The sequence below is a fragment of the Empedobacter falsenii genome, assembly GCF_019308355.1.
Taxonomy (GTDB): Bacteria; Bacteroidota; Bacteroidia; order Flavobacteriales; family Weeksellaceae; genus Empedobacter; species Empedobacter falsenii_B.
This window is the reverse complement of sequence record NZ_JAAGKM010000040.1, coordinates 1-23,370: the sequence shown is the minus strand read 5'-3', so window position 1 is coordinate 23,370 and position 23,370 is coordinate 1. Positions and strand designations below refer to the sequence as shown.

Below are 23,370 nucleotides of genomic sequence, written 5' to 3'. Positions count from 1 at the left end.
TTTCATAACTCAATTCTACCGCTCGTAATTTAAATGAAGCATCGTAATGATTTTTTATTCCTTTCATAATTGTAAGATAAGTATTATATACCTTTTCTTACTCTGGAACTTTCGTTAGGATATCCAGAAATTGATTGGGAAGAATTCTGGAATGTTGTGAAAGGAAACGGTAAATGTAACAAACAACGTTTGGATGCTCGCCGTAATGCTCACAACGAAGGAGCTTGGGTTCGTGATGCTGCAACAGCTTACCACGAAAAAAGAAAACAAAGAGAATTAGAAAAAGAACAACGCAAAAACGCATAAAAAGATGGAAAATAGAGATTGGCCTTTATGGGAAGTATTCATTAGAAGTAAACAAGGGTTAGACCACAAACACGTTGGGAGCTTACATGCTGCTGATGCTACAATGGCACTAGAAAATGCACGTGATGTATATACGCGTCGTTTAGAAGGTGTAAGTATTTGGGTGGTAGAATCTGCTAATATTCATGCTTCTAATCCTGATGAAGCAGAACAATTTTTTGATCCTGCAGAAGACAAAGTTTACCGTCATCCAACTTTTTATGATGTACCAGAAGAAATTAAAAACATGTAATTTATGACAAGTACAGTTTATCAAAACAATCAAAATTACATCGATTTTATCTTACATTTAGCAGATACAAATCTAATTTTGGCACAACGTTTATGCGAATGGTGTGGTCATGGTCCAATTTTAGAACAAGACATCGCAATGTCTAATATGGCGTTAGATTTATTAGGTCAAACATCTAATTATTATGACTATGCGGCTGAAATGATCGGAAATGGAGCAACAGAAGATACGTTAGCAATGTTACGCGAAGAGCGTGAATACAAAAACTTATTGTTAGTTGAGTTACCAAACGGACATTTCGGTGATACAGTTGCACGTCAATTCTTTTATGATTCTTACCACGCGTTATTGCTAGAACAATTCTTGAAAGTAAAAGATCTTAAATTACAAGCTATCGCTGAAAAATCATTAAAAGAAGTAAAATATCACTTAAAATGGTCATCAGAATGGATGATTCGTTTAGGGGATGGAACACAAGAATCTCACGATAAAATTCAGGAAGCTGTAAATAATATTTTACCTTATGTAAAAGAAGCGTTTTTATTAGCGCCTTACCAAAAAGCTTTAGTTGAAGAAGGATTAATTTCAAGTCCAGAAGAATTCCAAGCGACTTGGTTAACAAATGTAAAAGTAATTTTAGACGAAGCGACAATCGAAGCTGATGTAGAAAATGCTTTTGTACAAAAAGGAGGTAAAGAAGGTGTTCATACAGAGCATTTAGGATTTATCTTAACAGATTTACAATATTTACAAAGAACTTATCCAGATTCGCAATGGTAACCGAAAAAGAAATTTGGCAATACATGGAGGAAGTCGCTGATCCAGAAATTCCTGTGATTAGTGTAATTGATCTTGGTGTTGTGCGTAAAATTGAATTAATTGACCAAGAAAGTGTCAACGTTACAATTACGCCTACGTATTCGGGATGTCCTGCTATGAGTGCAATTTCAATTTCTGTTCGTTTAAAATTAATCGAAAAAGGATTCAAAAATATCAATGTCATTAATCAGTTGAGCCCTTCGTGGTCAACTGATTGGATGACAGAAGAAGGAAAGCAAAAAATGAAGGCTTATGGAATTGCGCCTCCAACTAAAAATCCTTCGAGCGATGAGCTCTTTTCAGACGAACAAAATGTAGAATGTCCACAATGTGGCTCTACAGATACCAGACTTATCAGTCAATTTGGTTCTACGGCCTGTAAAGCTATGTATCAATGCAATAGTTGCCACGAACCATTTGATTATTTCAAATGTCATCATTAAAAAATTATGGAAAATTCAACATCAATCCTATACACACAAGAGGGAGGAATTGCTACGATTACGTTGAATCGTCCTTCTGTTTTTAACAGTTTTAATCAGGAAATGATTAAATCTCTTCAACATCACTTGGATGTTGCAGCTCAAGATGTTTCTGTTCGTGCAGTGGTTTTAACTGGAACGGGAAAAGCATTCTGCGCTGGTCAAGATTTAGGAGAAGTTTTAGAAGAAAAAGAAATCGACTTCAATAAAATCGTTCAAGAAAATTACAATCCATTGGTTCTTAAAATTAGAAACATGAACAAACCAGTTGTTGCTGCTGTAAACGGTGTTGCTGCCGGTGCGGGAGCAAATTTAGCTTTGGCTTGTGACATTGTTGTTGCGAAAGAATCGACAAATTTCATTCAAGCTTTTTCTAAAATTGGTTTAATCCCAGATTGTGGAGGAACTTATTTCTTACCTCGTTTAATTGGACTTCAAAAAGCAACTGCTTTAATGATGCTTGCAGATAAAGTTTCGGCGGCTCAAGCAAAAGAAATCGGAATGATTTATGAGTTTTTCGCTGACGATATTTTCGATGCTGAAGTTGCAAAGATTGCTGATAAATTAGCCAATCTTCCAACAAAAGGTTTGGCTTATACAAAGAAATTATTGAATCAAACATTTAATAATTCAATCGAAGAACAATTAATTCAAGAAGGATTATTTCAAGCTAAATCAGGGAATACATCAGATTATCAAGAAGGTGTAGACGCATTTATCGAGAAAAGAAATCCTGTTTTTAAAGGCGAGTAAGAAATGAAAAAAATAGGAATTATTGGTGGAGGAGCAATGGGGTCTGGAATTGCACAAGTTTTTGCTCAATCTGGTCATCCAGTTGTTTTATATGACACAAATAAAGAAGCTTTAGATCGTTCAAAACAAAACTTAGCGAAGACATTCGAGAAGTTAGTGGCGAAAGAAAAATATACTGCTGAAAAAGCACAAGAAATTCAAAACAATATCGAATATGCAGATAGCTTAACCGCTTTTGCATCGATTGATTTAATGATTGAAGCAATTATTGAAAATTTAGATATTAAAAAATCAGTTTTCAAACAAGTGGAAGAACTCGTTTCTGACGAATGTATTTTAGCTTCAAACACTTCTTCATTATCAATCGCATCAATTGCATCTGCGTGTTCAAAACCAGAACGTGTTATTGGAATTCACTTTTTTAATCCTGCGCCTTTAATGGCTTTGGTAGAGATTATTCCAGCCGTACAAACGCGAGAAGGTTTAGCAGAAGAAGTAAAAGCCTTGATTCAATCTGTTGGTAAATTACCTGTAATTACGAAAGATACGCCAGGATTTATTGTAAATCGTGTAGCTCGTCCATTTTATAGCGAATCAATTCGTTTATTAGAAGAAGGAGTTGCAGATGCAGAAACAATAGACTTTGCGATGACTTCTGTTGGAGGTTTCCGTATGGGACCATTTGAATTAATGGATTTTATTGGTCATGATGTGAATTATCGTGTAACCGAATCGGTTTTCGAATCATTCTTTTATGATCCAAGATTTAAACCATCTTTCTCTCAAAAACGCTTATTCGAAGCTGGATATTACGGACGTAAATCTGGTCGAGGATTCTACAATTATGCAGAAGGGGTGGAGAAAAAAGTACCATCTCAAGATCAAGCTTTATTAGAAAAAATATACAAACGTGTTTTGGTGATGTTAATCAACGAAGCAGCTGATGCTTTATTTTTAAACATTGCAAACCGTGAGGATTTAGATACGGCGATGACAAAAGGTGTAAATTATCCAAAAGGATTATTGAAATGGGCGGATGAATATGGACTGGAAAATGTACAAAATGATTTAGATGAATTGTACAATTATTACCATGAAGATCGTTACCGTTTAAGTCCAATTATCAGAAATTTCGTCAAAGAAAATAAAACATTCTACTAAAAATTATCAAAAAAAATGGAATCACAAAAGTTATTAAATAGAATGCTTGACCACGATAAATTTAGTGAATGGTTAGGTTTAGAAGTAATCGAAGTTAGAGAAGGATATGCAAAATTACAAGCAGCAATTCGTCCAGAAATGATGAACGGAGTAGGCTCAGTTCACGGAGGAGTTACATTTTCGATGGCTGATTCTGCTTTTGCTTTTTCTTGTAATATGTACAATAATATTTCTGTAGCCTTAGATGTTCACATTTCGTTTACGAAAGCTGGACGCGAGGGAGATGTATTTACCATTGAATCTCAAGAAGTTTCGAAAACGAAAAAAACAGGTATTTACGATATCAAAGTTACAAATCAAAACAACGAATTAATTGCTTTATTTAAAGGAACTTGCTTTAGAACAGGTAAACCTTTAATTGAAGAATAAATTTTATAAATTGCCTAAAGCATAAAGTTTTAGGTATAAAGCTTTAAAACAATGAACCAAACATATATAATAGATGGAGTTAGAACTCCAATTGGTAAATTAAAAGGTGGATTATCTGCTGTTCGTCCAGATGATATGGGGGCAATGGTAATCGCCGAATTATTAAAAAGAAATCCATCAATTGATCCTGCTGCATTCTACGATGTAATTTTAGGGAATGCAAATCAAGCAGGAGAGGATAACCGTAATATAGCTCGTATGTCGGCTTTATTATCTGGATTACCTTACACAGTTCCAGGTGAAACAGTGAATCGTTTATGTGCTTCTGGCTTATCAGCTGCAATTGCAGCATCGAGAGCAATTCAGGTTGGTGATGCACAATTAATGATTTCTGGTGGAGCAGAATCGATGACACGTGCACCTTTAGTAATTTCTAAATCGGCTTCTCCATTTGGTGGTGATGCACAAATTTATGACTCAACTTTTGGTTGGCGTTTTATCAACCCAAAAATGAAAGAAATGTGGGGTGTTGATGGAATGGGAAATACAGCTGAAAACTTAGCAGAGCGTGATAATATTTCGCGTGAAGATCAAGATTTATTTGCGGTTTGGTCTCAACAAAAAACGGCTGCTGCCCAAGTGAATGGACGTTTAGCGAAAGAGATTATTCCTGTTGTTATTCCACAACGTAAAGGTGATGCAATCATTTTTGATACTGATGAATTCCCAAAGAATAATACAACAATGGAGATTTTATCAAAGTTACGCCCAGCTTTCAAAGCAGATGGAACGGTAACTGCGGGTAATGCTTCTGGACTTAATGATGGTGCGGCAGCGAATATTTTAGCTTCTGAACAAGCGATTAAATATTTTGGTTTAACACCAATGGCACGTATTGTTTCTTCTGGTGTTGCAGGTGTTGAGCCTCGCATTATGGGAATTGGACCAGTGAATGCAACGAAAATTGCATTAGAAAAAGCTGGTTTAACAATGAATGATATTGATGTAATTGAATTAAATGAAGCTTTTGCAGCGCAATCTTTAGCATGTACGCGTGCATTAGGTTTAGTAGATAACGATTCTCGTATCAATCCAAATGGTGGAGCTATCGCTTTAGGACATCCACTTGGAATGTCAGGAGCGCGTATCTTAAATTCTGCGGCTTACGAATTACAAGCTACAGGAAAACGTTATGCATTGGTTACAATGTGTATCGGTTTAGGACAAGGTTACGCTGTAATTATTGAAAGAGCATAAAATAGTTATTCGAAATTCGAAGTTAGTTTTTCGAGTAATACTAAGTTCGAATTTCGTCAAACGAAAAACTATATTAGAAAAATGATTTACGAATTCAAAGGATATAAACCCGTTGTTCATCCAACAGCATTTATTCATCCGCAAGCTGTGGTGACAGGAAATGTGATTATTGGGAAAGATGTTTACATTGGTCCAGGTTGTGCGTTACGTGGTGATTGGGGACAAATTATTATCGAAGATAATTGCAATGTACAAGAAAATTGTACGATTCATATGTTTCCAGGAACAACAGTTCATTTAAAAGAAAAAGCGCATATCGGTCACGGCGCAATTATTCACGGCGCAACAATTGGTCGTAATTGTATGGTTGGGATGAATGCAGTTGTTATGGATAATGTTGTGGTAGAAGACGAATGTATTGTTGGTGCTTTAGCTTTTGTAAAGGCTGATACACATATTCCGACAAGAAGTGTTGTGGTTGGAAATCCTGCAAAAATCGTAAAACAAGTTTCGGATCAAATGATCGAATGGAAAGATCAAGGTACTCAACAATATATGCAATTACCAAGTGATTGTCATGATAGTTTAAAACCTTGTGAACCATTAACAGAAGTTCCAGATTATTATTACGAGTCAATGGCTTCGAATTATAAAACGTGGAATGAAAGTAAGTAAAATGTAAAAAGTATTATGTAAAATGTCATACTGAACTTGTTTCAGTATCACACTTAAATTTAATGAGATTCTGAGATGAACTCAGAATGACAAAAACTTATAACTTAATACTTACGACTTATAACTAAAAAAATACACAAACAACATAAAAATGGCTAAACAATTAGAAAATTATGCTTTAGGACAATGGACAAAAGGTTCGTCTGAAGGGCAAATGTTATATAACGCCATCAATGGCGAAGAAATAGGAACTGCATCATCAGCTGGATTAGATTTCGGTGCGATGATGGATTATGCACGTACAGTTGGTGGACCAGTTTTACGTAAAATGACGTTCCAAGAAAGAGGTTTAATGTTGAAAAAATTAGCCTTATACTTAATGGATCGTAAAGAAGAATTTTACACGGTTTCTTGGGCAACAGGTGCGACTCGTGCAGATTCTTGGGTTGATATTGAAGGAGGAATTGGAAACTTATTTGCCAATGCATCTTTACGACGTCAATTCGGAGATCAACCATTTTATGTTGAAGGAGAAACGCATAAAATCTCTAAAAACGGAACATTCTTAGGTACACATATTTTAACACCAAAACGAGGTGTTGCAATTCATATTAATGCATTCAATTTCCCAGTTTGGGGAATGTTAGAAAAAGTTGCGGTTAATTTATTGGCTGGAGTTCCAGCTATTGTAAAACCTGCGACAATTACTTCTTTCTTAACGGAAACTGTTGTTCGTGCAATCATTGAATCTGGAATTTTACCTGACGGTGCTTTACAATTAATCACAGGTTCAGCAAACGGAATTTTAGATAATGTAGAGTCAGAAGATGTTGTAACATTTACAGGTTCTGCTTGGACAGGACAAATGTTAAAAGCACATCCAAGAATTACTTCAGAAGGTGTTCCATTCAACTTAGAAGCAGATTCTTTAAACGCTTGTGTTTTAGGAGAAGATGTACAAGTTGGCTCACTAGAATTTGATATTTTTATTAAAGAGGTTACACGTGAAATGACAACTAAAGCAGGACAAAAATGTACAGCGGTTCGTCGTGCGTTGGTTCCAGCTCATTTGGTTGAGGATGTACAAATTGCTTTAGGACAACGTTTGGCAACGACTACAATTGGAGACCCAAATGTGGAAGGTGTTCGTATGGGAGCTTTGGCGGGAGCAGCGCAAGTTAAAGAAGTTCGTGAGAAAGTAGAAGAATTAGCTAAATCGCAAGAAATTATTTTTGGAAACTTAGATAATTTCGAAGTGAAAGGTGCTGATAAAAACAAAGGTTCTTTCATTTCTCCAATTTTATTTTTAAACAACGATCCATTCAATAAAACTGATGTTCACAACATCGAAGCTTTTGGACCAGTTTCTACAATTATTCCTTACAACGGAACTGCTGAAGCAATTGAGTTAGTTCGTATGGGGAAAGGATCGTTAGTTTGTTCGATTGTTACTGCGGATAATGATATCGCAACAGAATTTGTATTGAATGCAGGTTCTTTACACGGACGTATCGTTATTTTGGATGCAGAATGTATCAAAGAGTCTACAGGTCACGGATCACCACTTCCATTATTAGTACACGGAGGTCCAGGTCGTGCAGGTGGAGGAGAAGAAATGGGAGGTAAGCGTGGTGTATTACACTATATGCAACGTACAGCAATCCAGGGTTCTCCAAATAAACTAACAGCTGTTACTCAACAATACCAATATGGAGCAAATTATATCGAAGAAGATAAACATCCATTCGCGAAGCATTTCGAAGAAGTTAAAGTTGGTGATACATTAATCACAGCAAAACATACGATTCAACAATCAGATATTAATGCATTTGCAGCTTTATCTGGGGATAATTTCTATGCACATGTTGACGCAACTTCTTTAGAAGGAACTATTTTTGAGCGTAATGTTGCTCACGGATACTATTTATTGTCTAAAGCGGCAGGTTTATTTGTTTTAGCGAAAAAAGGTCCAGTTTTATTAAACTATGGTTTAGATGAATGTCGTTTTGTGAAGCCTGTATATCCAGGTTCTACAATTGGAGTGCGTTTTACGTGTAAAGAAAAAATCGATCAAGAGAAAAAAGATGAAAACGATGTGGCAAAAGGAATTGTTCGTTGGTTGGTTGATATTTACGACGAAACGGGAGAAACAGTTGGTATTGCAACAATTTTAACAATGGTTAAAAAATTAAATCAAGATTAATATAATGTGAGAATGTGGTAATTTGTTAATGAGAAGATGATTTAGAATCATTTTCAAATTGAAAAATTACGTGAAATATTTGTCATGCTGAGCATGTCGAAGCATCTCAAATTATTAATTGTTTTGATTCAAACAATTAAACATATAATGAATAATTTATTAGTTAAATTTGCTCATTACCACATTTAAAAAAATTATCAAATTAGATATGGAAGCATACGTAAAATCAGATATACAAAATGGAATTGGTACAATTGAATTCTTTCACCCGCAAAGTAATTCAATGCCAGGTTCTCAATTAAGAAATTTAGCAACAGAAATTGAAAAATTAGGAAACGATGACGAAGTAAAAGTTATTGTTTTAAAAAGTGCTGGAGATAGAACATTCTGTGCTGGTGCATCTTTTGACGAATTAATTTCAATCAAAGATCGTGAAACTGGTCTAGAATTTTTCTCAGGATTTGCACATGTTATCAACGCAATTCGCAAAGCACCAAAATTTGTTTTAGCACGTATTCAAGGTAAAGCAGTCGGAGGTGGAGTTGGAATTGCTTCGGCAGCAGATTATACTTTTGCAACAGAATTTGCATCTGTAAAGTTATCAGAATTAGCAGTAGGTATCGGACCGTTTGTAGTTGGACCTGCTGTAGAACGTAAAGTTGGAAATTCTGCTTTTACACAAATGGCGATTAATGCAACTGAATTTCAGTCGGCTGAATGGGCTAAAGAAAAAGGTTTGTATGCAGAAGTTTATGCAAATTCAGTTGAAATGGATGAAGGCATCGATATTTTAGCTAAAAAATTAGCTAATTCAAATCCAGAAGCAATGAAACATTTGAAACGTGTTTCTTGGGAAGGAACAGAAAATTGGGATGAGTTATTAATCGAGCGTGCAAAAATTTCGGGTGAATTAGTTTTATCAGAATTTACGATTAACGCGATTAACAAATTCAAAGCAAAATAAGAATACAATATAGTTTATAAAAAAATCCACTTCAAAATGAAGTGGATTTTTTTTATAATTTAAAATACTCGTCTTTATAATATTTACTTTTCTTTACATATAAAATATCTTTTTCTGGATTGAGAATTAGATTGAAACGTTTAATCAAATCGCCACCCATAATATTTTTGTGTTGAATTTTTATTGTACTATCAAAAAATGACATTGGTACATTTTTGAATGTTTGATTTGCCAATTCGAAATTAGGTAAAATTGATTTTTTGGAAAGTATTACATTACCAGCAGCATCATTTAGTTTTGATTCTCCAATAATTTCAAATTTTTCTAATAATTTATTTTCTTTGGCAAAATCATCCGAAATCATCAATGCTCCAGAAAAACCTGTGTGAATCATAAACTCTGTTTCAATCGGTTTTTTGTCAATAAATGGAAAAGCTTTTATATACAGTGTTTCTTGAGAATATCTCGAATTTAATTTTGTATACTTTATTAGTTTGGTAGGAGCTTTATCATAAACATATAATTTATTCTCATCAAAATTGATTTCTAAATATTTTCCTTCAAAAAATTTCAAACCAATTTTTCCATCACTCTCATGTCCAGATTGTTTGTCAATAAAAATTGGAATTTTGCTGAACTCTTCATTACCAAATTTAATCACATTGCTTTGACTCATTTTCATATCCGAATATCCAGCCCAAGATGTCACATTGTTTAAGGTATCAGAAATCGAAATAGATTTCATTTTTTTATACGAATCTTCAATAATTGTAATATAATCAGAGCCTGTATGTAACATCAATTGCACCGTATCTTTTTGATTGATAATAACTGGTACTAAAATATTGTTGTATTTTGTTAATCGAAATGGTATTTCTTTTACGATATTCTGCCCGAAAATTACAATTGAAATAATAGTAAAAAGTAACGAAAATATTATCTTTTTCATTTAGTTGTATAATTTCATTAAAAGTAAACTAATTTGTAGAAATGATTAATATGCTATAATTAAAAATATTCCTTTTAAATTTGTGGTATGGGAGTAGCTGAATTATTACTAAAACGCAAACAAGAATTGATTGAAAAGAATAAAACTGAAGGTTTAGCTTTTCGAGAAGAATATAAATTGAAAGAAGGTGTAACCGAAACTGAAAGCGGATTATTGTACGAAATAATCACATTGGGCGAAGGAGTGAAGCCAACTTTATCCGATACAGTTTTGTGTCATTATCATGGAACAAATATCAAAGGTGAAGTTTTTGATAGTTCGGTTCAACGTAAGAAGCCAGCCGCTTTTCCTTTGGAAAATGTAATAAAAGGATGGGCGGAAGGAGTACAATTAATGCCAGTTGGAAGTAAATTTAGATTTGTTGTAAAACCAGAAATTGGTTATAAAGATCGCGAAATTTCAAAAGAATTAGGACCATATTCTACCATGATCTTTGAAGTAGAGTTGATGGGGATTTTATAAAATATTAAAAAACAAAAACCTCCAAATTTTGGAGGTTTTTTTATGCTTAATTTTTTGCGTTATTGCGACGTTTTTTCTTTAAACGATTCGTTTGAACTAATTGTTTATGTTTTGGATCTTTTAATTTATCCACTAAAACTTGTAAATGATTTTCTTCTTTTTTTGCCTTTTTAGCCATTTTTCTTGGTTTTAAATTTGATTTAAATTAATCATTATTCCTCAAGTAGTCAAACTTATTTATTTAATTATAAAATATTTAACGTTTATTTTTTAGGTTTGTCACTCATATAAAAAATGATTTTTCCGCCATTAACAATATCAAAATGATTCAAATTAAAAGATGAAAAACTCTTTCCGTTCAACTCTATTTTATGGATGTAAACATTCTTCTTCGATTGATTTTTCACTTCAATTTCAAATTGTTTTCCATTCTCTAAATTCAATATAGCATGATCTACCAAAGGACTCCCAATTGCGTAATCTGTCGATCCTTGCTGAACAGGATAAAAACCTAAAGCACTAAAAATATACCATGCACTCATTTGTCCAGTATCATCATTTCCACCCAAACCATCAGGCGTTGGCTTGTATTGCATATCCAAAATCATTCTGATTTTTTCTTGTGTTTTCCACGCTTGTCCCGCCCAATTATACAAATACGCAACGTGGTGTGCCGGCTCATTTCCATGAACATAACCACCAATTATTCCTTCACGCGTAATGTCTTCTGTCTCCGCAAAATATTCGTCAGGCAAATGCATCGTAAATAATTTGTCCAATTTTGCTCCAAACTTCTTTTTTCCACCCATTGCTTCAATTAATCCATTTGGATTTTGAGGAACAAAAAAGCTAAAATTCCACGAATTTCCTTCAATAAAACCTTGTCCATGTGTATTCAATGGATCAAATTCTTTCTTGAAACTTCCATCCGCTAATCGAGGACGCATAAATCCAATCGAAACATCATAATTATTTTTCCAATTCTCAGAACGCTTCATAAATGTTTCATATACATCCATTCGATTCAATTTTTTTGCAGCTTGCGCAATCGACCAATCATCGAAAGCATATTCTAACGTATTCGAAATTGATGTACCATTTTTCTCAGCTGGAATATAACCTTTGTCGATATAATCGCCAATTCCTTCATAATCACGTTTATTTGCCGTAACAATACACGCGTCCAAAGCAGCATTTGCATCTTCGTTATAAACACCTTTTACAATCGCATCTGCAACAACTGTAACAGAATGATAGCCGCTCATACACCAGTTTTCGTTGGCATAATGCGACCAAATTGGCAACATTTTTATTGGATTTTGCTCATAATGTTTCATCATCGATTTTACCATGTCATTGTTGCGTTTTGGTTGAATGATATTGAACAACGGATGCAGTGCACGATAGGTATCCCAAAGTGAAAAAGTGGTGTAATTTGTAAAATCTTTGGCTTGATGAATTTCTTGATCCAAACCTTTGTACTGCCCATTCACATCCATATAAGTTGTCGGATTGATGAAGGTATGATACATCGCTGTATAGAAATTTATTTTATCATTTTCTGAAGCTTTAATCTGAATTCGATTCAATTCCTTGTTCCAATTTTCTTTTGCTTCGTTACGCACTTGTTCAAAATTCCAATGTGGAATTTCTGTTGTCAGATTTTCTAACGCATTGGTTTGACTGACTGGAGAAATCGCAAATTTGATTTTTACTTTTTCATCTTTTTCTGTATCAAAATCGAAATACATTTTGATCTTTTTCCCTTCGATTAATGGAAAATTCTGAGTTTCGTTCCATTTACGCCAAAAACCTTTGTAATCAACTTGTCCGTCTTCATTTTTTTGTCCATAATTTTTAAATGGTTTTGAAAAAGTCATCGCAAAATAAACCGTTCTATTTCTTGCCCAACCTCGTGTTTGTCTATAACCCGTAATCAATGTGTCATTCACCACGCGAACATACGTCCATGTATTTTTGTCATCATAATTATAAATTCCAGCATTCAAATCCAAAATAATATGTGAATCAATCGATTTTGGAAATGTATATTGATGAAAACCAACTCGAGTAGAAGCGGTCATTTCTGCCCAAATATTATAATCATCCAATTTGACTTTGTAATATCCAGTTTCGGCAGTTTCGTTTTGATGCGAAAATCGAGAACGATAACCGCTATCAGGATTTTGAGCAGTTCCGGGATTTAATTTTAATTTTCCAACGGTTGGCATAATTAAGAAATCACCCAAATCAGAATGTCCTGTTCCATTAAAATGTGTATGACTAAATCCTGTTATTGTTTTATCTTCAAAACGATAACCCGCACAATAATTATAAACTTTTGGATTGTATTTGTGATTGATAGCATAAGGAATAGAATCTGTTTCTGGGCTTAATTGAACAGCGCCAAAGGGAACAGTTGCACCAGGGAAAGTATGTCCCATTTTTTCTGTTCCAATCATGGGATTGACATATTTTACTAAATTCTGTTGCTGCGCAAAAGCAAGAGAATTGAGTGAAAGTAGAGCGATTACTAATTTTGTTTGCATCGATTTTTAAGTATTAATTTGAATAAAGTTAAACAAATCGAGCATAAAAAAAGGAAAGCTTTTTAACTTTCCTTTCGAATCTTTATTTTTTATAAAATCATTTCGGGAATTTCTCCTTCAATAATTAATTTTCCTTCAGTTGCATTTTTGATGTCTTCCACAGAAATTCCTGGTGCTCGCTCTAATAATTTGAAACCACCTTCTGGTAAAACTTCTAAAACAGCTAATTCAGTAACAATTTTTTTGACACATTTTATTCCTGTTAAAGGAAGTGTACATTCTTTTAGAAGTTTAGATTCTCCTGCTTTGTTCACATGTTGCATGGCTACAATAATATTATCAGCCGAAGCTACTAAATCCATTGCACCGCCCATTCCTTTTACCATTTTTCCAGGAATTTTCCAGTTGGCAATGTCTCCATTCTCCGAAACTTCCATTGCGCCAAGAATTGTTAAATTGATTTTTCGTGCGCGAATCATTCCGAAACTCATCGTCGAATCAAAGAAAGCTGAACCTGGTAAAGTTGTAATCGTTTGTTTACCCGCATTGATAAAATCAGGATCTTCTTCACCATCGATAGGGAAAGGTCCCATTCCTAATAATCCATTTTCTGATTGTAAAACAACATTTACATTTTCGGGAATATAATTAGCAACCAACGTTGGAATTCCGATACCTAAATTCACATAAAATCCGTCTTGTACTTCTTTTGCAATACGTTTTGCAATACCATTTTTATCTAACATTTTCTTTTATGATTTAGGTTGAACAGTTCTATTTTCGATACGTTTCTCGTATTTCGCACCTTGAATAATTCGATTGACATAAACGCCAGGCGTATGAATTTGATTTGGATCTAATTCTCCAATTTCTACCAATTCTTCCACTTCGGCAATCGTAATTTTTCCACACATAGCAGCTGGATGATTGAAATTTGCTGTTGCACCACGGAAAACTAAATTCCCCGCTGTATCACCTTTCCACGCTTTTACAATTGCAAAATCAGGCTCGAAAGCATATTCTAACAAATATTCTTTTTCGATTCCGTGAAAGGTAAATTTTCTGATTTCTTTTCCTTCAGCGACTTCAGTTCCAACTCCAGCAGGCGTAAAAATTGCAGGCATTCCATAACCAGCAGCCATTAAGCGAGTAGCTAAAGTTCCTTGCGGAATCAATTCAACCTCTAATTCACCTGAAAGCATTTGACGTTCAAATTCTGCATTTTCTCCAACATAAGAAGAAATCATTTTTTTGATTTGTCGTCCTTGTAATAATAATCCCAAACCAAAATCATCTACACCAGCATTATTACTGATACACGTAAGATTATTGATTTTTTTGTCCACTAAACCTTGAATAAGATTTTCAGGAATTCCAGAAAGTCCAAAGCCTCCAACAGCCAGCGTCATTCCGCTTTCTACACCTTGCAGTGCTTCTTCGATGCTGTTTACTTTTTTGTTTATCATTTTTGTTGTGTTTGATCGTATAAATTCTATTGCTAAAGATAAATAAAATCGAATCATAATTCAATTAACCTACAAAAATCTTGGGTTAACCTCTAAAATTTAGTCGAATTAAGATGATAAATTATATTTGTTTCAAGATAATATGAAGTATGATAAAGTTGTGTAAAGCTGAGAATCGAAATTTATTTGAGAATAAATATATCAGAATTAATGCGTTAAATGATGATAATTCTATTTCTGATTTTGCTTTTATTGATGATGTTGCTGTGAATGGTCAAGGTACTTATCAAAAAGTAATCAAGGAAAGTGGTTATTTGATTTTGTTGCCTTTGATGAATAATATTCGTTTGAACATGAATGGTTTTAATTGGAAAATTGAAGTCAATCAATCGTTTATTTATTATTTAGACAAAGGAACCATTATCGATGTCGAAGGTGAATACAGCAACGATTATTCGTATTTCTATTCGTTATTTTTGGTAAAAGAAAAACAGCAAATTGCTAAAATGATTGTTCCAATTGATTTTGAACGAGAGAATAGATTAGAGAAAATTATTCGCCATGATTTGTTTAATGTTTTTTTAGGAAAATTTGATTTGAGAAGAGAATCAGAAATACCAATGAAAAAAGTTGAAAGAAATTGGTTGGTTATTTCGTTAACAGGAATTTTTGAGATTCATAATCGTTTAATCGAATCCAGAGATTTATTGGAAATTAAGTCAGATGAACACGTAGAATTTGAATCGTTGAGCGAAAATTCTTTGTTAATGGTGATTGATTACTAATACTAAAAATACATTACAAAATGGAAAGAAAAGATTTTATAAAAAATAGTTTGGGTTTATTGGGCGCAAGTTTAATTGTTCCAAAAGTGTTGATGAGTTGCAAAGACTCTAATGTTGTAAATGATTGTGAACTATGGGCCTCTGAAACAGAAGGTCCATTTCCTACAAAAAAGCCAGAAGATTTTTTATCTAAAAATATAAAAGGTGATCGAACAGGAGTAGAGGTGACAATCAAAATTAATGTAACCAATGTTGATGAAAGTTGTCAACCCTTAATAGGCGCGATTGTTGATATTTGGCATTGTGATAAAGATGGAAATTATTCACAATATGGCGGAATGCGTATGCAACCAATCGATTATAAATCGTATAAATTTTTGAGAGGTAGACAAGTAACTGATGAAAATGGAAATGTTGAATTCAATTCTATTTTCCCAGGTTGGTACGAAAGTCGTGCAACGCATATCCATGTGCACATTTACAATGCAAATGGCGTTTCGATAAAAGTAACGCAAATTGCTTTTCCAGAAGGTGAAAATTCTGTTGTAGAAATTGTAAATTCAGCCAAAAAATATGGTTATACAAAAGGTTTGACAGGTTATACGTACAATGCGAATGACAATGTCTTTTCGGATGATACAGACGGAAATCAATTGGCAAAAGTGAGCGGAAGTTTAGAAAAAGGATATACAATTGAAGCAAATATTGTAATTTCTACAGAAAATATAGAGGAAGCAAAAGAGCCAATGGGCGGAGGGCTAGGAATGCCACCACCTTTTGATAGAAAACCAAAAGATGAAAACAATTAAAAAAGTTCAGTTTGCTTATCGTTTAGTGATTGATGCTTCGACAACGTCAATTTGGGAGAAATATGTTTTTGATGCGACGTACAAAGAGTATTATTTGCAAGAACAACTTTTTCAGCAAGAAACGTATAAGGTAGAAACTTTTCGAGAATTGTTGCGTCAAAATAAAAAAGCAACGCAATTGCATTATTTGGTGGGAATGGCGGCGATCCCATATATCGAACAATTGGAAGGAAATTTGTATCAAATCACAGATAATTTGAACAAAACCTATCTTAACTTTGTAGATTTCGAGTTGGATATTATAAATTCATCTAATCAAAATCATGCAAATCACAAGGTTGCGCTTACATTTTACACCAAACAATATTTCTATTTTGGAGAAGTGAACAATCATTATTTAATTTCTTCGGATGAAGAATTAAACGTAAATATTAAAACGTTGATGATTCCAAATAGACAGCATTTTTCTATTGTTTCAATTGAATTAGAAGATGAATAAAGTAAAAATTACAAAGAGAGAAATCGTTATTTTCAGCATAGTTTCAATCATTTTTATGTTGATTCCGTTTATAGCTGCGCCAAATTTTTCGAGTGATCAATCCATTTTCAAAACAGGTTTTTTCAAGCGAATGCTTTTTGAAAATATCTTATTGTTAGTGTTCTTTTTGGTGAATTATTTCGTGTTAATTCCAAAATTATATTTTCAGAAACGTTATTTTTTCTACATCGTTATTCTCATCATTTTCTTTTTTGTGGTGTATAAAGTTCCAGAATTTGCGTTTCATTTTAACAAAGTTCCACCAAAAATTCCGCCTTTTAATCGTTTTGAGTCTCGAAAACCGCCTCGTAATTTTATGATGTGGAGCCCGAAAATTATTATGTTTTCGATGATGGCGATTGTTTCGCTTTTTATTCGACAAAATAAACGTTTTCAGGAAATGAAAAATGAAAAACAATTGTCTGAAATTGCTTATTTAAGAGCACAAATCAATCCACATTTTTTGTTCAATACGTTGAATAATATTTATGCTTTAACGCTTCAAAAGTCAGATTCTGCTTCGGATGCGGTGATGAAATTATCCAAAATGATGCGATTTGTGGTTTCAGATTCTTCCAAAGATTTTGTGCCATTGCAACAAGATTTAGATTATATCAAGAATTATATTGAGTTACAAAAATTGAGATTAACGCACAAAGAATCTGTTATTTTTGAGGTTGAAGGAAATCCTGCCGATTTAAGAATTTCGCCATTAATTTTAATTAATTTTATCGAAAATGCATTCAAATATGGTGTGATTGATGAAGCCTCGCAACCTGTTATTATTTCGATAAAAGTTGAGCAACAAACATTGTTTTTAAACGTTGAAAATACCATTTCGAAAGAGGTGAATCCTGAAACTGAAAAAAGTGAAATTGGTTTGAAGAATACGAAAAAGAGATTAGATTTTTTTTATACAAATCATTATAAATTAACTATTAATAATGATTTATCTAAATTTATTGTTGAACTAAAAATTTTCTTGAATGATTAAAGTAATTGCGATAGATGACGAGCCTTTAGCATTAATGGTAATCGAAAATTATTGTTCGAGAAATGAACATGTCGAGTTAGTGAAAACATTCTCAAATTTGAAAGATGCACAGAAATATATCAATCAATTTCCAATCGATTTGATGTTTTTGGATATTCAGATTTCGCGTACGAATGGAATGGAATTTTACAAAAATTTAGAAAAGAAAATTCCTGTTATTTTTACTACGGCTTTTGCAGAATATGCGGTTGATGGTTTTAATGTTGCGGCGATAGATTATTTGTTGAAACCGATAGATTACGATAGATTTGAAGAAGCAGTGAATAAAGCAGTGTTGATTTTGGTGGATAAAAAACTGAATGAAGACAAAGATTTTTTGACGATTAGAGCCGATTATAAATTGAATAAAATTGCCTACGATGAAATTGATTTTATTGAAGGTTTGGACGATTATGTAAAAATTCATCTCGCAAACGGAAAACGAATTACTGCTCGAATATCGATGAAATCTATCTTAGAAAAACTGCCCGATCAACTTTTTGTCCGAGTTCATCGATCTTATATCGTTTCGATAAAAAAAGTGAAATCAATTCAAAATAAAGTCTTATATTTGAAAGACGAAGAAATTCCGATTGGTGAAACGTATAAAAATGTCATTCTAGAATTTTTCAAAATTTAAGAGGTTAAGAAAATGGAAAAAAAAGTGATTAGTCGATTTATCGTAAACATTTTTTTTTCCAATTTTTTTTTAATTCTACTTTCTATCGTGCTCAATATAGAGACGAATATCAAAATTGGTTTACCGTTTAATTCAATTGCGTATTACGCTTTTATTAGCACCATTACCGTATTGTTTTATTTGTATGCCTACAGAATTCCAAAATCTTTAAAATCATCAAGTAATCCAAGAACTCAGTTTTACATTACTCATCGTAAATCTGTTTGTATTTATACCGCTATTTTAGCCGTAATCGCTTTAGTTTCTGGAATTATTTTAGCACTAAATTGTTTATCGAATTACGAAATATTAACTTGGAAATGGTTGGCTGTCTTATTTTTTACGACAGTTTTATCCTTTGGTTATTATGATTTAAAATTAGGAATTTCATTACGTAAAACGATGTTGTTAAAACCATTTTTAATTGGCTGGACTTGGGCGATTACAACCGTTTTTTTACCTGTTTTATTTTTGATGTTGAAGAATGAAACGCATTATGTCATTGATGCAAAATTCTATTTTCTATTTTCTCAAACCTTTATGTATTGCGTTGTGAATGCGATTTTGTTTGATTTGAAAGATTATGAAGATGATAGCAACCGAAATTTAAAAACCTTTGTTGTAAAATATGGTTATCATTTTACGTTAAACCGCATTATTTTACCCTTAATATTTCTAGGATTTTTGAGTTTTGTAATCTTCGGAATATGTTATGGATTACCACTTCACCGCATATTGTTTATGTTAATTCCGATTGTTTTTTTAGCTATTTTCGCCTTTAAACTCAATCGTCCAAAAGCCATTTTATATTATTTAATTGCGATTGATGGAATGATTTTGTTGAAAGCAATTTGTGGAATTTTAAGCGTAATTTTATTCGAATAATGAATTACAATTTTATTGCGCCATATTATCATTCGTTGAGCCAGTTGATTTTTTTGAATCGTCAACATCAAGCTCATTTTGTGATTTTAAAACATTTGAAAGAGAATGATAAAATCTTGTGGGTTGGAGGAGGAGCGGGAAAATTTATCGCTGAAATAGAAAAGTTAAATCTAAAATTGGATATAGATTATGTTGATTTTTCTTCGAAAATGATTGATTTAGCGAAAAAAGAAAAAACGTCGAACTTAAATATAAATTTTATTGTTGCGGATATTTTTGATTTCGAAACGGATAAAAAATATGATGTTGTGATGACTACTTTTTTGTTTGATCATTTTAATCAATCCAAAGCAGAAGAATTATTTAGTCAATTAAATTCGTATTTGAAAGTAGGAGGTTTGTGGTTTTATGTTGATTTTGTACAAAATCAGAAAGGTTGGCAAAAAAGTGTAACGAATGTGATGTTGAGCTTTTTTAGAATTGTTATTGGTTTGGATATTTCTCAATTACCACAAATGAAGCAAAGTTTTATGTCGTATTTTAAAATCGTCGAACAAAAACTCTTTTTCAAGAAATATATAGAGAGTATTGTTTATCAGAAGAAATAAAAAAAGCGATTCAATTTATTGAATCGCTTTCATTTTACATATAATCGGTGTCTAATTTACCTTTTTTGAATTGAATGATATTCAGTTTATTCATTGCCCAAATGCATGGATACATCGGATCAAATTCCCATTTCTTAACTGCGAAATTAGGACGTCCACCAAATTTATGGTGATTATTATGTAAACATTCTCCCCACATTAACCAGTCAATCGGCATTAAGTTTGTCGAAGTATCTCCAACATCATAATTACGGTAACCTAATTTGTGTGAAAACCAGTTGATGATTACACCATGTAGTGGACTCATTAAAACTTGCATTGGAATGAATACAAAATACGTCCAAAGTGGAGCATCAACAGCAACATAAATTAATATGTAAATGATTACCCAAGCCATACGTACTGCATTATTTCCAGCAAATCTATCCCAAGAACGCCAAGAAGGAACGCCTTTTTTGAATTTTTCTAAAACTTGTGTTTTATCGTGATCGATTTCGTTATAAACAATACGAGTTCTCCACATCATCGCAAAGAAATTTGGATCATATTGTGGCGAATGTGGATCCTTTTCTGTGTCTGCATACGCGTGGTGATGTCTGTGCATAACCCCGTATGTATAGGGACTTAGATAAGATGAACCTTGAAAAATCCACGCTAAAACGTGAAATATTTTTTCCCAAGCTCTTGACATCGTAAACATTGCATGTGATGCATATCGGTGATGAAAAAAAGTTTGGAAAAATAAAGAAGCATACCAATGTATAACAAAGATAATGATTACTGCTGTCATTACTAATTTTAAATTTTTACAAATATAATCGCTAGGATTGTGAATTCCACTAATTAAAATCATAGAACTCATAAAATTATTGATTATTTATAATGAAAAAATTTAATTTTTAATAGACTTTAATCAAATAAATTATCCATTTGTTAGTAAGGTTTTTACGTGTAAATATTTAATACTAAATGCATTGATTAAATAAATGTTAAAGTTACACACCTAAATAAGCAATTATTTCTCTTGCAATTGCTGCACCAGCTCTATTTGCACCCATTGAATGGGCAAGCCTTCTCTCACACGTTTATCTACAATTGCTACGGCTTCTTGCCCTAATTCTTCGGTGAATTTGTTATCTCTAAAATCGAGTGATCTTCTTTTTACCTATGTTGCATCGGTAGCTTTTGAGATTTCGTCTAATAATTGAACGACTTCCAATCACAACGATATCAACTTTGTAAAATAGTTCTGAATGATTCATTTTATAAAGCTAATTAAAAGTATTTGTAAAGTCATGTGAAGAAATCGTTTTATTTGGTTTTCTTCTGAATGCGATATGTAAATAGTGAAACTTTACATCCCCAAAGTTTTAGAATTTGAATTGCTTGTAAATGATTATCTTTTTCTTTTACAATTAATTGATCGGTAAATGAAGATATAAATTGAGCCCAATAATTGTGTTTAGCATCATTCAATAAAAAGTAGAAACCAGCATCTCCAAATTGTTTTCCGCTCGAATCTAAAATCAATTCATTCTCATGACTGACTCTAGGACTCATAATAACTGTTGCATTGCCTTTTGGTAAAGGAAAAACAGCTTTGATACAGGTTTTGCCAGAAGGAAGTGTACACGTCCCGTAAATTCCCGAATAAATAACTTTACCCGAAGTTTTGAATTTTCTCAACCAAATGGTATAAATAATTTCGTTGTTTTGCGGATGATTTAGTGTGATAATTTCACTTACTAAATCTTCAGATTGCGCGATATTTTTTGTCGGAATATTTAATTGATTAATTCGCTGACTAAATAATCGGTTGACCAAATAACCAAAAAATGAAAAATAAGGATTCCATTTTACATTGAATTCTAAATCATAATTTGCTGTAGATTCATAAAAATCGATCACTTTTTTTGGTAGAATTTCAAGTTGATTATCAGTGAAATTCAATTCATGAATAGATCTTAATAATCCTTTTGAAGTTGAATTTCGAGTGACAATTAAATTTTCATTTTTTGCTAATTGATAAATAAACTCTTCGCCAATTCCGTTCAATTCTCCGAAAGGAGCAATCAACCACGGATAATCTGTAGGATTAATTTTTCTTCCCCAAAGAATCACCCATTGTTGCGTAAACCAATCCTGAAATTTTTGCATTGTAAAAGCTAAATTCATCTAAATATTTTCTTTTTTTGGAAGAAAAGATTCGCAATTATTCCATTGTCCATGTTCAGAAATTGGTTTAAACCGGAGAGTTGTAAATTCAAAATGAAAATCCTTTCGATTACGCTCTTTCATTGCGTTAGCGTGTCTTTTTGGATCAGATATTTTGCTATGTCCATTTACCATATTTGTCATTTCTAATTGAGATTTCCAGATCGAAAATGTCGAAATAATATTGGGATATCGAATAGAAGCCAAAGAAAGTGTTGTGCCTTTGTGATCACGAACTAATTTCTCGACTAGTCTTCCCCAGCGCAGAAAACGAGGAATTTCTGTGTATTTCATTCGCGCAATTGTTACCGCAACAACAGGCTCATTTGTCATATTTACCTCGATATTTTTTGTCGGAATTTGAAAACCAGAAATATTTCCCCATTGTCTCAAAAAATCTAATCGAACATGCCAGCCTTTCGTCAAAAGTTTTCCGTATGAATTGGATTTTAGAAAATTTTCGAGTGATTTTTCATCTTCCCATTGTGCAAATACAATAATAGTTTGATTGAAAATCCTTGTTTTCGAAAAAATGGGCGAACCTAATTTCATTGTGGACATCGTTTCGGAATGTTTCAAACCATTTATTTTATTTGTTTTCAAAGGAAAAAACATCAATTTAAAAGCTTGAAAATAGCTAAGCTTTGCGATATGATACGAGAAAATATTCATCTATGCAAAATACTATTTTAAAAATGAAAAGATGAAGTTGTCATTAAATATTTTGAAAGGAATTTCAAGAAAATTAAATATCAATATATAATGTTCTCTTTACTTAGTTGAGGTAGTTTTCATATTTAATCACTGTTTATAAAAAGATGAAATAATTAGAAACTTCTAATTTGATTGACAATAATTTGTACTGTGGATATCCCCCTGAATTTTCCAGTGTAAGTTAAGCTACATTTTTTAAAAATTGTAAATTATTATTAAACTCAAAAATAGTTTTATAATTCAAAGCTTTATGTCTTCTATTTCTGTTATACCAAATT

The 23,370-nt window shown here is 32.7% G+C and carries 27 protein-coding genes; 19 read left to right on the top strand and 8 right to left on the bottom strand.

From position 1 onward, the window contains the following. Positions 1–156 precede the first annotated feature (156 nt). From G0Q09_RS12490 to G0Q09_RS12440, 11 genes are all read left to right on the top strand, one after another. Entirely contained in the window at positions 157–306 is a 150-nt protein-coding gene (locus G0Q09_RS12490) for a hypothetical protein (protein ID WP_219035124.1), read from the top strand. Between the two features lie 4 nt (positions 307–310). Then, a complete protein-coding gene (paaB, locus tag G0Q09_RS12485) occupies positions 311–598 on the top strand; it encodes a 1,2-phenylacetyl-CoA epoxidase subunit PaaB (protein ID WP_038335709.1) in 288 nt (95 codons plus the stop codon). A 3-nt stretch (positions 599–601) separates the two neighbouring features. Continuing rightward, positions 602–1,378 carry a 1,2-phenylacetyl-CoA epoxidase subunit PaaC gene (paaC, locus tag G0Q09_RS12480; protein ID WP_219035123.1) on the top strand — a complete coding sequence of 259 codons (777 nt, stop codon included), beginning with the start codon at positions 602–604 and terminating at the stop codon, positions 1,376–1,378. After that, a complete protein-coding gene (paaD, locus tag G0Q09_RS12475) occupies positions 1,372–1,860 on the top strand; it encodes a 1,2-phenylacetyl-CoA epoxidase subunit PaaD (protein ID WP_219035122.1) in 489 nt (162 codons plus the stop codon). Before paaC ends, paaD begins: the two co-directional genes overlap by 7 nt. 6 nt (positions 1,861–1,866) lie before the next feature. Then, positions 1,867–2,652, top strand: coding sequence for an enoyl-CoA hydratase-related protein (locus G0Q09_RS12470; protein ID WP_219035121.1), 786 nt, complete (start codon positions 1,867–1,869; stop codon positions 2,650–2,652). 3 nt (positions 2,653–2,655) lie between these two features. Continuing rightward, positions 2,656–3,813 (top strand): 3-hydroxyacyl-CoA dehydrogenase NAD-binding domain-containing protein, encoded by a 1,158-nt coding sequence (locus G0Q09_RS12465; RefSeq protein ID WP_219035120.1) that lies wholly within the window; start codon positions 2,656–2,658, stop codon positions 3,811–3,813. A 15-nt stretch (positions 3,814–3,828) separates the two neighbouring features. Continuing rightward, positions 3,829–4,242, top strand: a complete 414-nt coding sequence (paaI, locus tag G0Q09_RS12460) for a hydroxyphenylacetyl-CoA thioesterase PaaI (RefSeq protein ID WP_219035119.1) — start codon at positions 3,829–3,831, stop codon at positions 4,240–4,242. 51 nt (positions 4,243–4,293) lie between these two features. Further along, positions 4,294–5,499, top strand: a complete 1,206-nt coding sequence (gene pcaF / locus G0Q09_RS12455) for a 3-oxoadipyl-CoA thiolase (protein ID WP_219035118.1) — start codon at positions 4,294–4,296, stop codon at positions 5,497–5,499. An 81-nt stretch (positions 5,500–5,580) separates the two neighbouring features. After that, positions 5,581–6,174 (top strand): acyltransferase, encoded by a 594-nt coding sequence (locus G0Q09_RS12450; RefSeq protein ID WP_219035117.1) that lies wholly within the window; start codon positions 5,581–5,583, stop codon positions 6,172–6,174. A gap of 151 nt (positions 6,175–6,325) precedes the next feature. Next, complete coding sequence (gene paaZ, locus G0Q09_RS12445; RefSeq protein WP_219035116.1) at positions 6,326–8,377, top strand: phenylacetic acid degradation bifunctional protein PaaZ; 2,052 nt, start codon at positions 6,326–6,328, stop codon at positions 8,375–8,377. 208 nt (positions 8,378–8,585) lie between these two features. After that, complete coding sequence (locus G0Q09_RS12440) at positions 8,586–9,341, top strand: enoyl-CoA hydratase/isomerase family protein (protein WP_219035115.1); 756 nt, start codon at positions 8,586–8,588, stop codon at positions 9,339–9,341. A 52-nt stretch (positions 9,342–9,393) separates the two neighbouring features. Here G0Q09_RS12440 and G0Q09_RS12435 read toward each other — a convergent pair whose 3' ends face one another. After that, a complete protein-coding gene (locus G0Q09_RS12435) occupies positions 9,394–10,290 on the bottom strand; it encodes a pepsin/retropepsin-like aspartic protease family protein (RefSeq protein WP_219035114.1) in 897 nt (298 codons plus the stop codon). Positions 10,291–10,377: 87 nt separating this feature from the next. Between G0Q09_RS12435 and G0Q09_RS12430 the strand changes: the two genes are divergently transcribed. Next, positions 10,378–10,812 (top strand): FKBP-type peptidyl-prolyl cis-trans isomerase, encoded by a 435-nt coding sequence (locus G0Q09_RS12430; protein WP_125350278.1) that lies wholly within the window; start codon positions 10,378–10,380, stop codon positions 10,810–10,812. Positions 10,813–10,858: 46 nt separating this feature from the next. Here the strand turns inward: G0Q09_RS12430 and G0Q09_RS15025 are convergent, their stop codons facing one another. From G0Q09_RS15025 to G0Q09_RS12415, 4 genes are all read right to left on the bottom strand, one after another. Next, positions 10,859–10,990: a hypothetical protein gene (locus tag G0Q09_RS15025; protein WP_257468234.1), complete on the bottom strand. Its 132-nt coding sequence runs from the start codon at positions 10,988–10,990 to the stop codon at positions 10,859–10,861. An 85-nt stretch (positions 10,991–11,075) separates the two neighbouring features. After that, positions 11,076–13,361 carry a GH92 family glycosyl hydrolase gene (locus G0Q09_RS12425; RefSeq protein ID WP_219035113.1) on the bottom strand — a complete coding sequence of 762 codons (2,286 nt, stop codon included), beginning with the start codon at positions 13,359–13,361 and terminating at the stop codon, positions 11,076–11,078. 89 nt (positions 13,362–13,450) lie between these two features. Further along, complete coding sequence (locus tag G0Q09_RS12420) at positions 13,451–14,107, bottom strand: 3-oxoacid CoA-transferase subunit B (RefSeq protein ID WP_219035112.1); 657 nt, start codon at positions 14,105–14,107, stop codon at positions 13,451–13,453. Between the two features lie 6 nt (positions 14,108–14,113). Further along, positions 14,114–14,827, bottom strand: a complete 714-nt coding sequence (locus tag G0Q09_RS12415; RefSeq protein ID WP_038331757.1) for a CoA transferase subunit A — start codon at positions 14,825–14,827, stop codon at positions 14,114–14,116. Positions 14,828–14,976: 149 nt separating this feature from the next. Between G0Q09_RS12415 and G0Q09_RS12410 the strand changes: the two genes are divergently transcribed. Genes G0Q09_RS12410 through G0Q09_RS12380 form a run of 7 tightly spaced genes read left to right on the top strand, consistent with a single transcriptional unit; the run spans position 14,977 to position 20,164 of the window. Further along, positions 14,977–15,612: a hypothetical protein gene (locus G0Q09_RS12410; RefSeq protein ID WP_219035111.1), complete on the top strand. Its 636-nt coding sequence runs from the start codon at positions 14,977–14,979 to the stop codon at positions 15,610–15,612. A 20-nt stretch (positions 15,613–15,632) separates the two neighbouring features. Then, the gene (locus G0Q09_RS12405) at positions 15,633–16,421 is read left to right on the top strand and encodes a dioxygenase family protein (RefSeq protein WP_084106837.1); all 789 of its coding nucleotides are present in this window, start codon (positions 15,633–15,635) and stop codon (positions 16,419–16,421) included. After that, complete coding sequence (locus G0Q09_RS12400) at positions 16,408–16,920, top strand: hypothetical protein (protein WP_219035110.1); 513 nt, start codon at positions 16,408–16,410, stop codon at positions 16,918–16,920. Before G0Q09_RS12405 ends, G0Q09_RS12400 begins: the two co-directional genes overlap by 14 nt. Continuing rightward, positions 16,913–17,953, top strand: a complete 1,041-nt coding sequence (locus G0Q09_RS12395) for a sensor histidine kinase (protein ID WP_219035109.1) — start codon at positions 16,913–16,915, stop codon at positions 17,951–17,953. The genes G0Q09_RS12400 and G0Q09_RS12395 overlap by 8 nt, the downstream gene beginning before the upstream one ends. Next, positions 17,946–18,632 carry a LytR/AlgR family response regulator transcription factor gene (locus G0Q09_RS12390; protein ID WP_038331524.1) on the top strand — a complete coding sequence of 229 codons (687 nt, stop codon included), beginning with the start codon at positions 17,946–17,948 and terminating at the stop codon, positions 18,630–18,632. The genes G0Q09_RS12395 and G0Q09_RS12390 overlap by 8 nt, the downstream gene beginning before the upstream one ends. Positions 18,633–18,644: 12 nt before the next feature. Beyond that, positions 18,645–19,556, top strand: a complete 912-nt coding sequence (locus tag G0Q09_RS12385; protein ID WP_219035108.1) for a UbiA prenyltransferase family protein — start codon at positions 18,645–18,647, stop codon at positions 19,554–19,556. Further along, complete coding sequence (locus G0Q09_RS12380) at positions 19,556–20,164, top strand: class I SAM-dependent methyltransferase (RefSeq protein ID WP_219035107.1); 609 nt, start codon at positions 19,556–19,558, stop codon at positions 20,162–20,164. The genes G0Q09_RS12385 and G0Q09_RS12380 overlap by 1 nt, the downstream gene beginning before the upstream one ends. A 34-nt stretch (positions 20,165–20,198) precedes the next feature. On the opposite strand, the gene G0Q09_RS12375 is transcribed toward G0Q09_RS12380, so the two are convergent. The 3 genes from G0Q09_RS12375 to G0Q09_RS12365 form a co-directional block, all read right to left on the bottom strand. Beyond that, positions 20,199–20,954 carry an acyl-CoA desaturase gene (locus G0Q09_RS12375; protein WP_219035106.1) on the bottom strand — a complete coding sequence of 252 codons (756 nt, stop codon included), beginning with the start codon at positions 20,952–20,954 and terminating at the stop codon, positions 20,199–20,201. A gap of 521 nt (positions 20,955–21,475) precedes the next feature. Beyond that, entirely contained in the window at positions 21,476–22,339 is an 864-nt protein-coding gene (locus G0Q09_RS12370; RefSeq protein ID WP_219035105.1) for a hypothetical protein, read from the bottom strand. Continuing rightward, positions 22,340–22,930: a hypothetical protein gene (locus G0Q09_RS12365; protein WP_306822325.1), complete on the bottom strand. Its 591-nt coding sequence runs from the start codon at positions 22,928–22,930 to the stop codon at positions 22,340–22,342. Positions 22,931–23,370 lie beyond the last annotated feature (440 nt).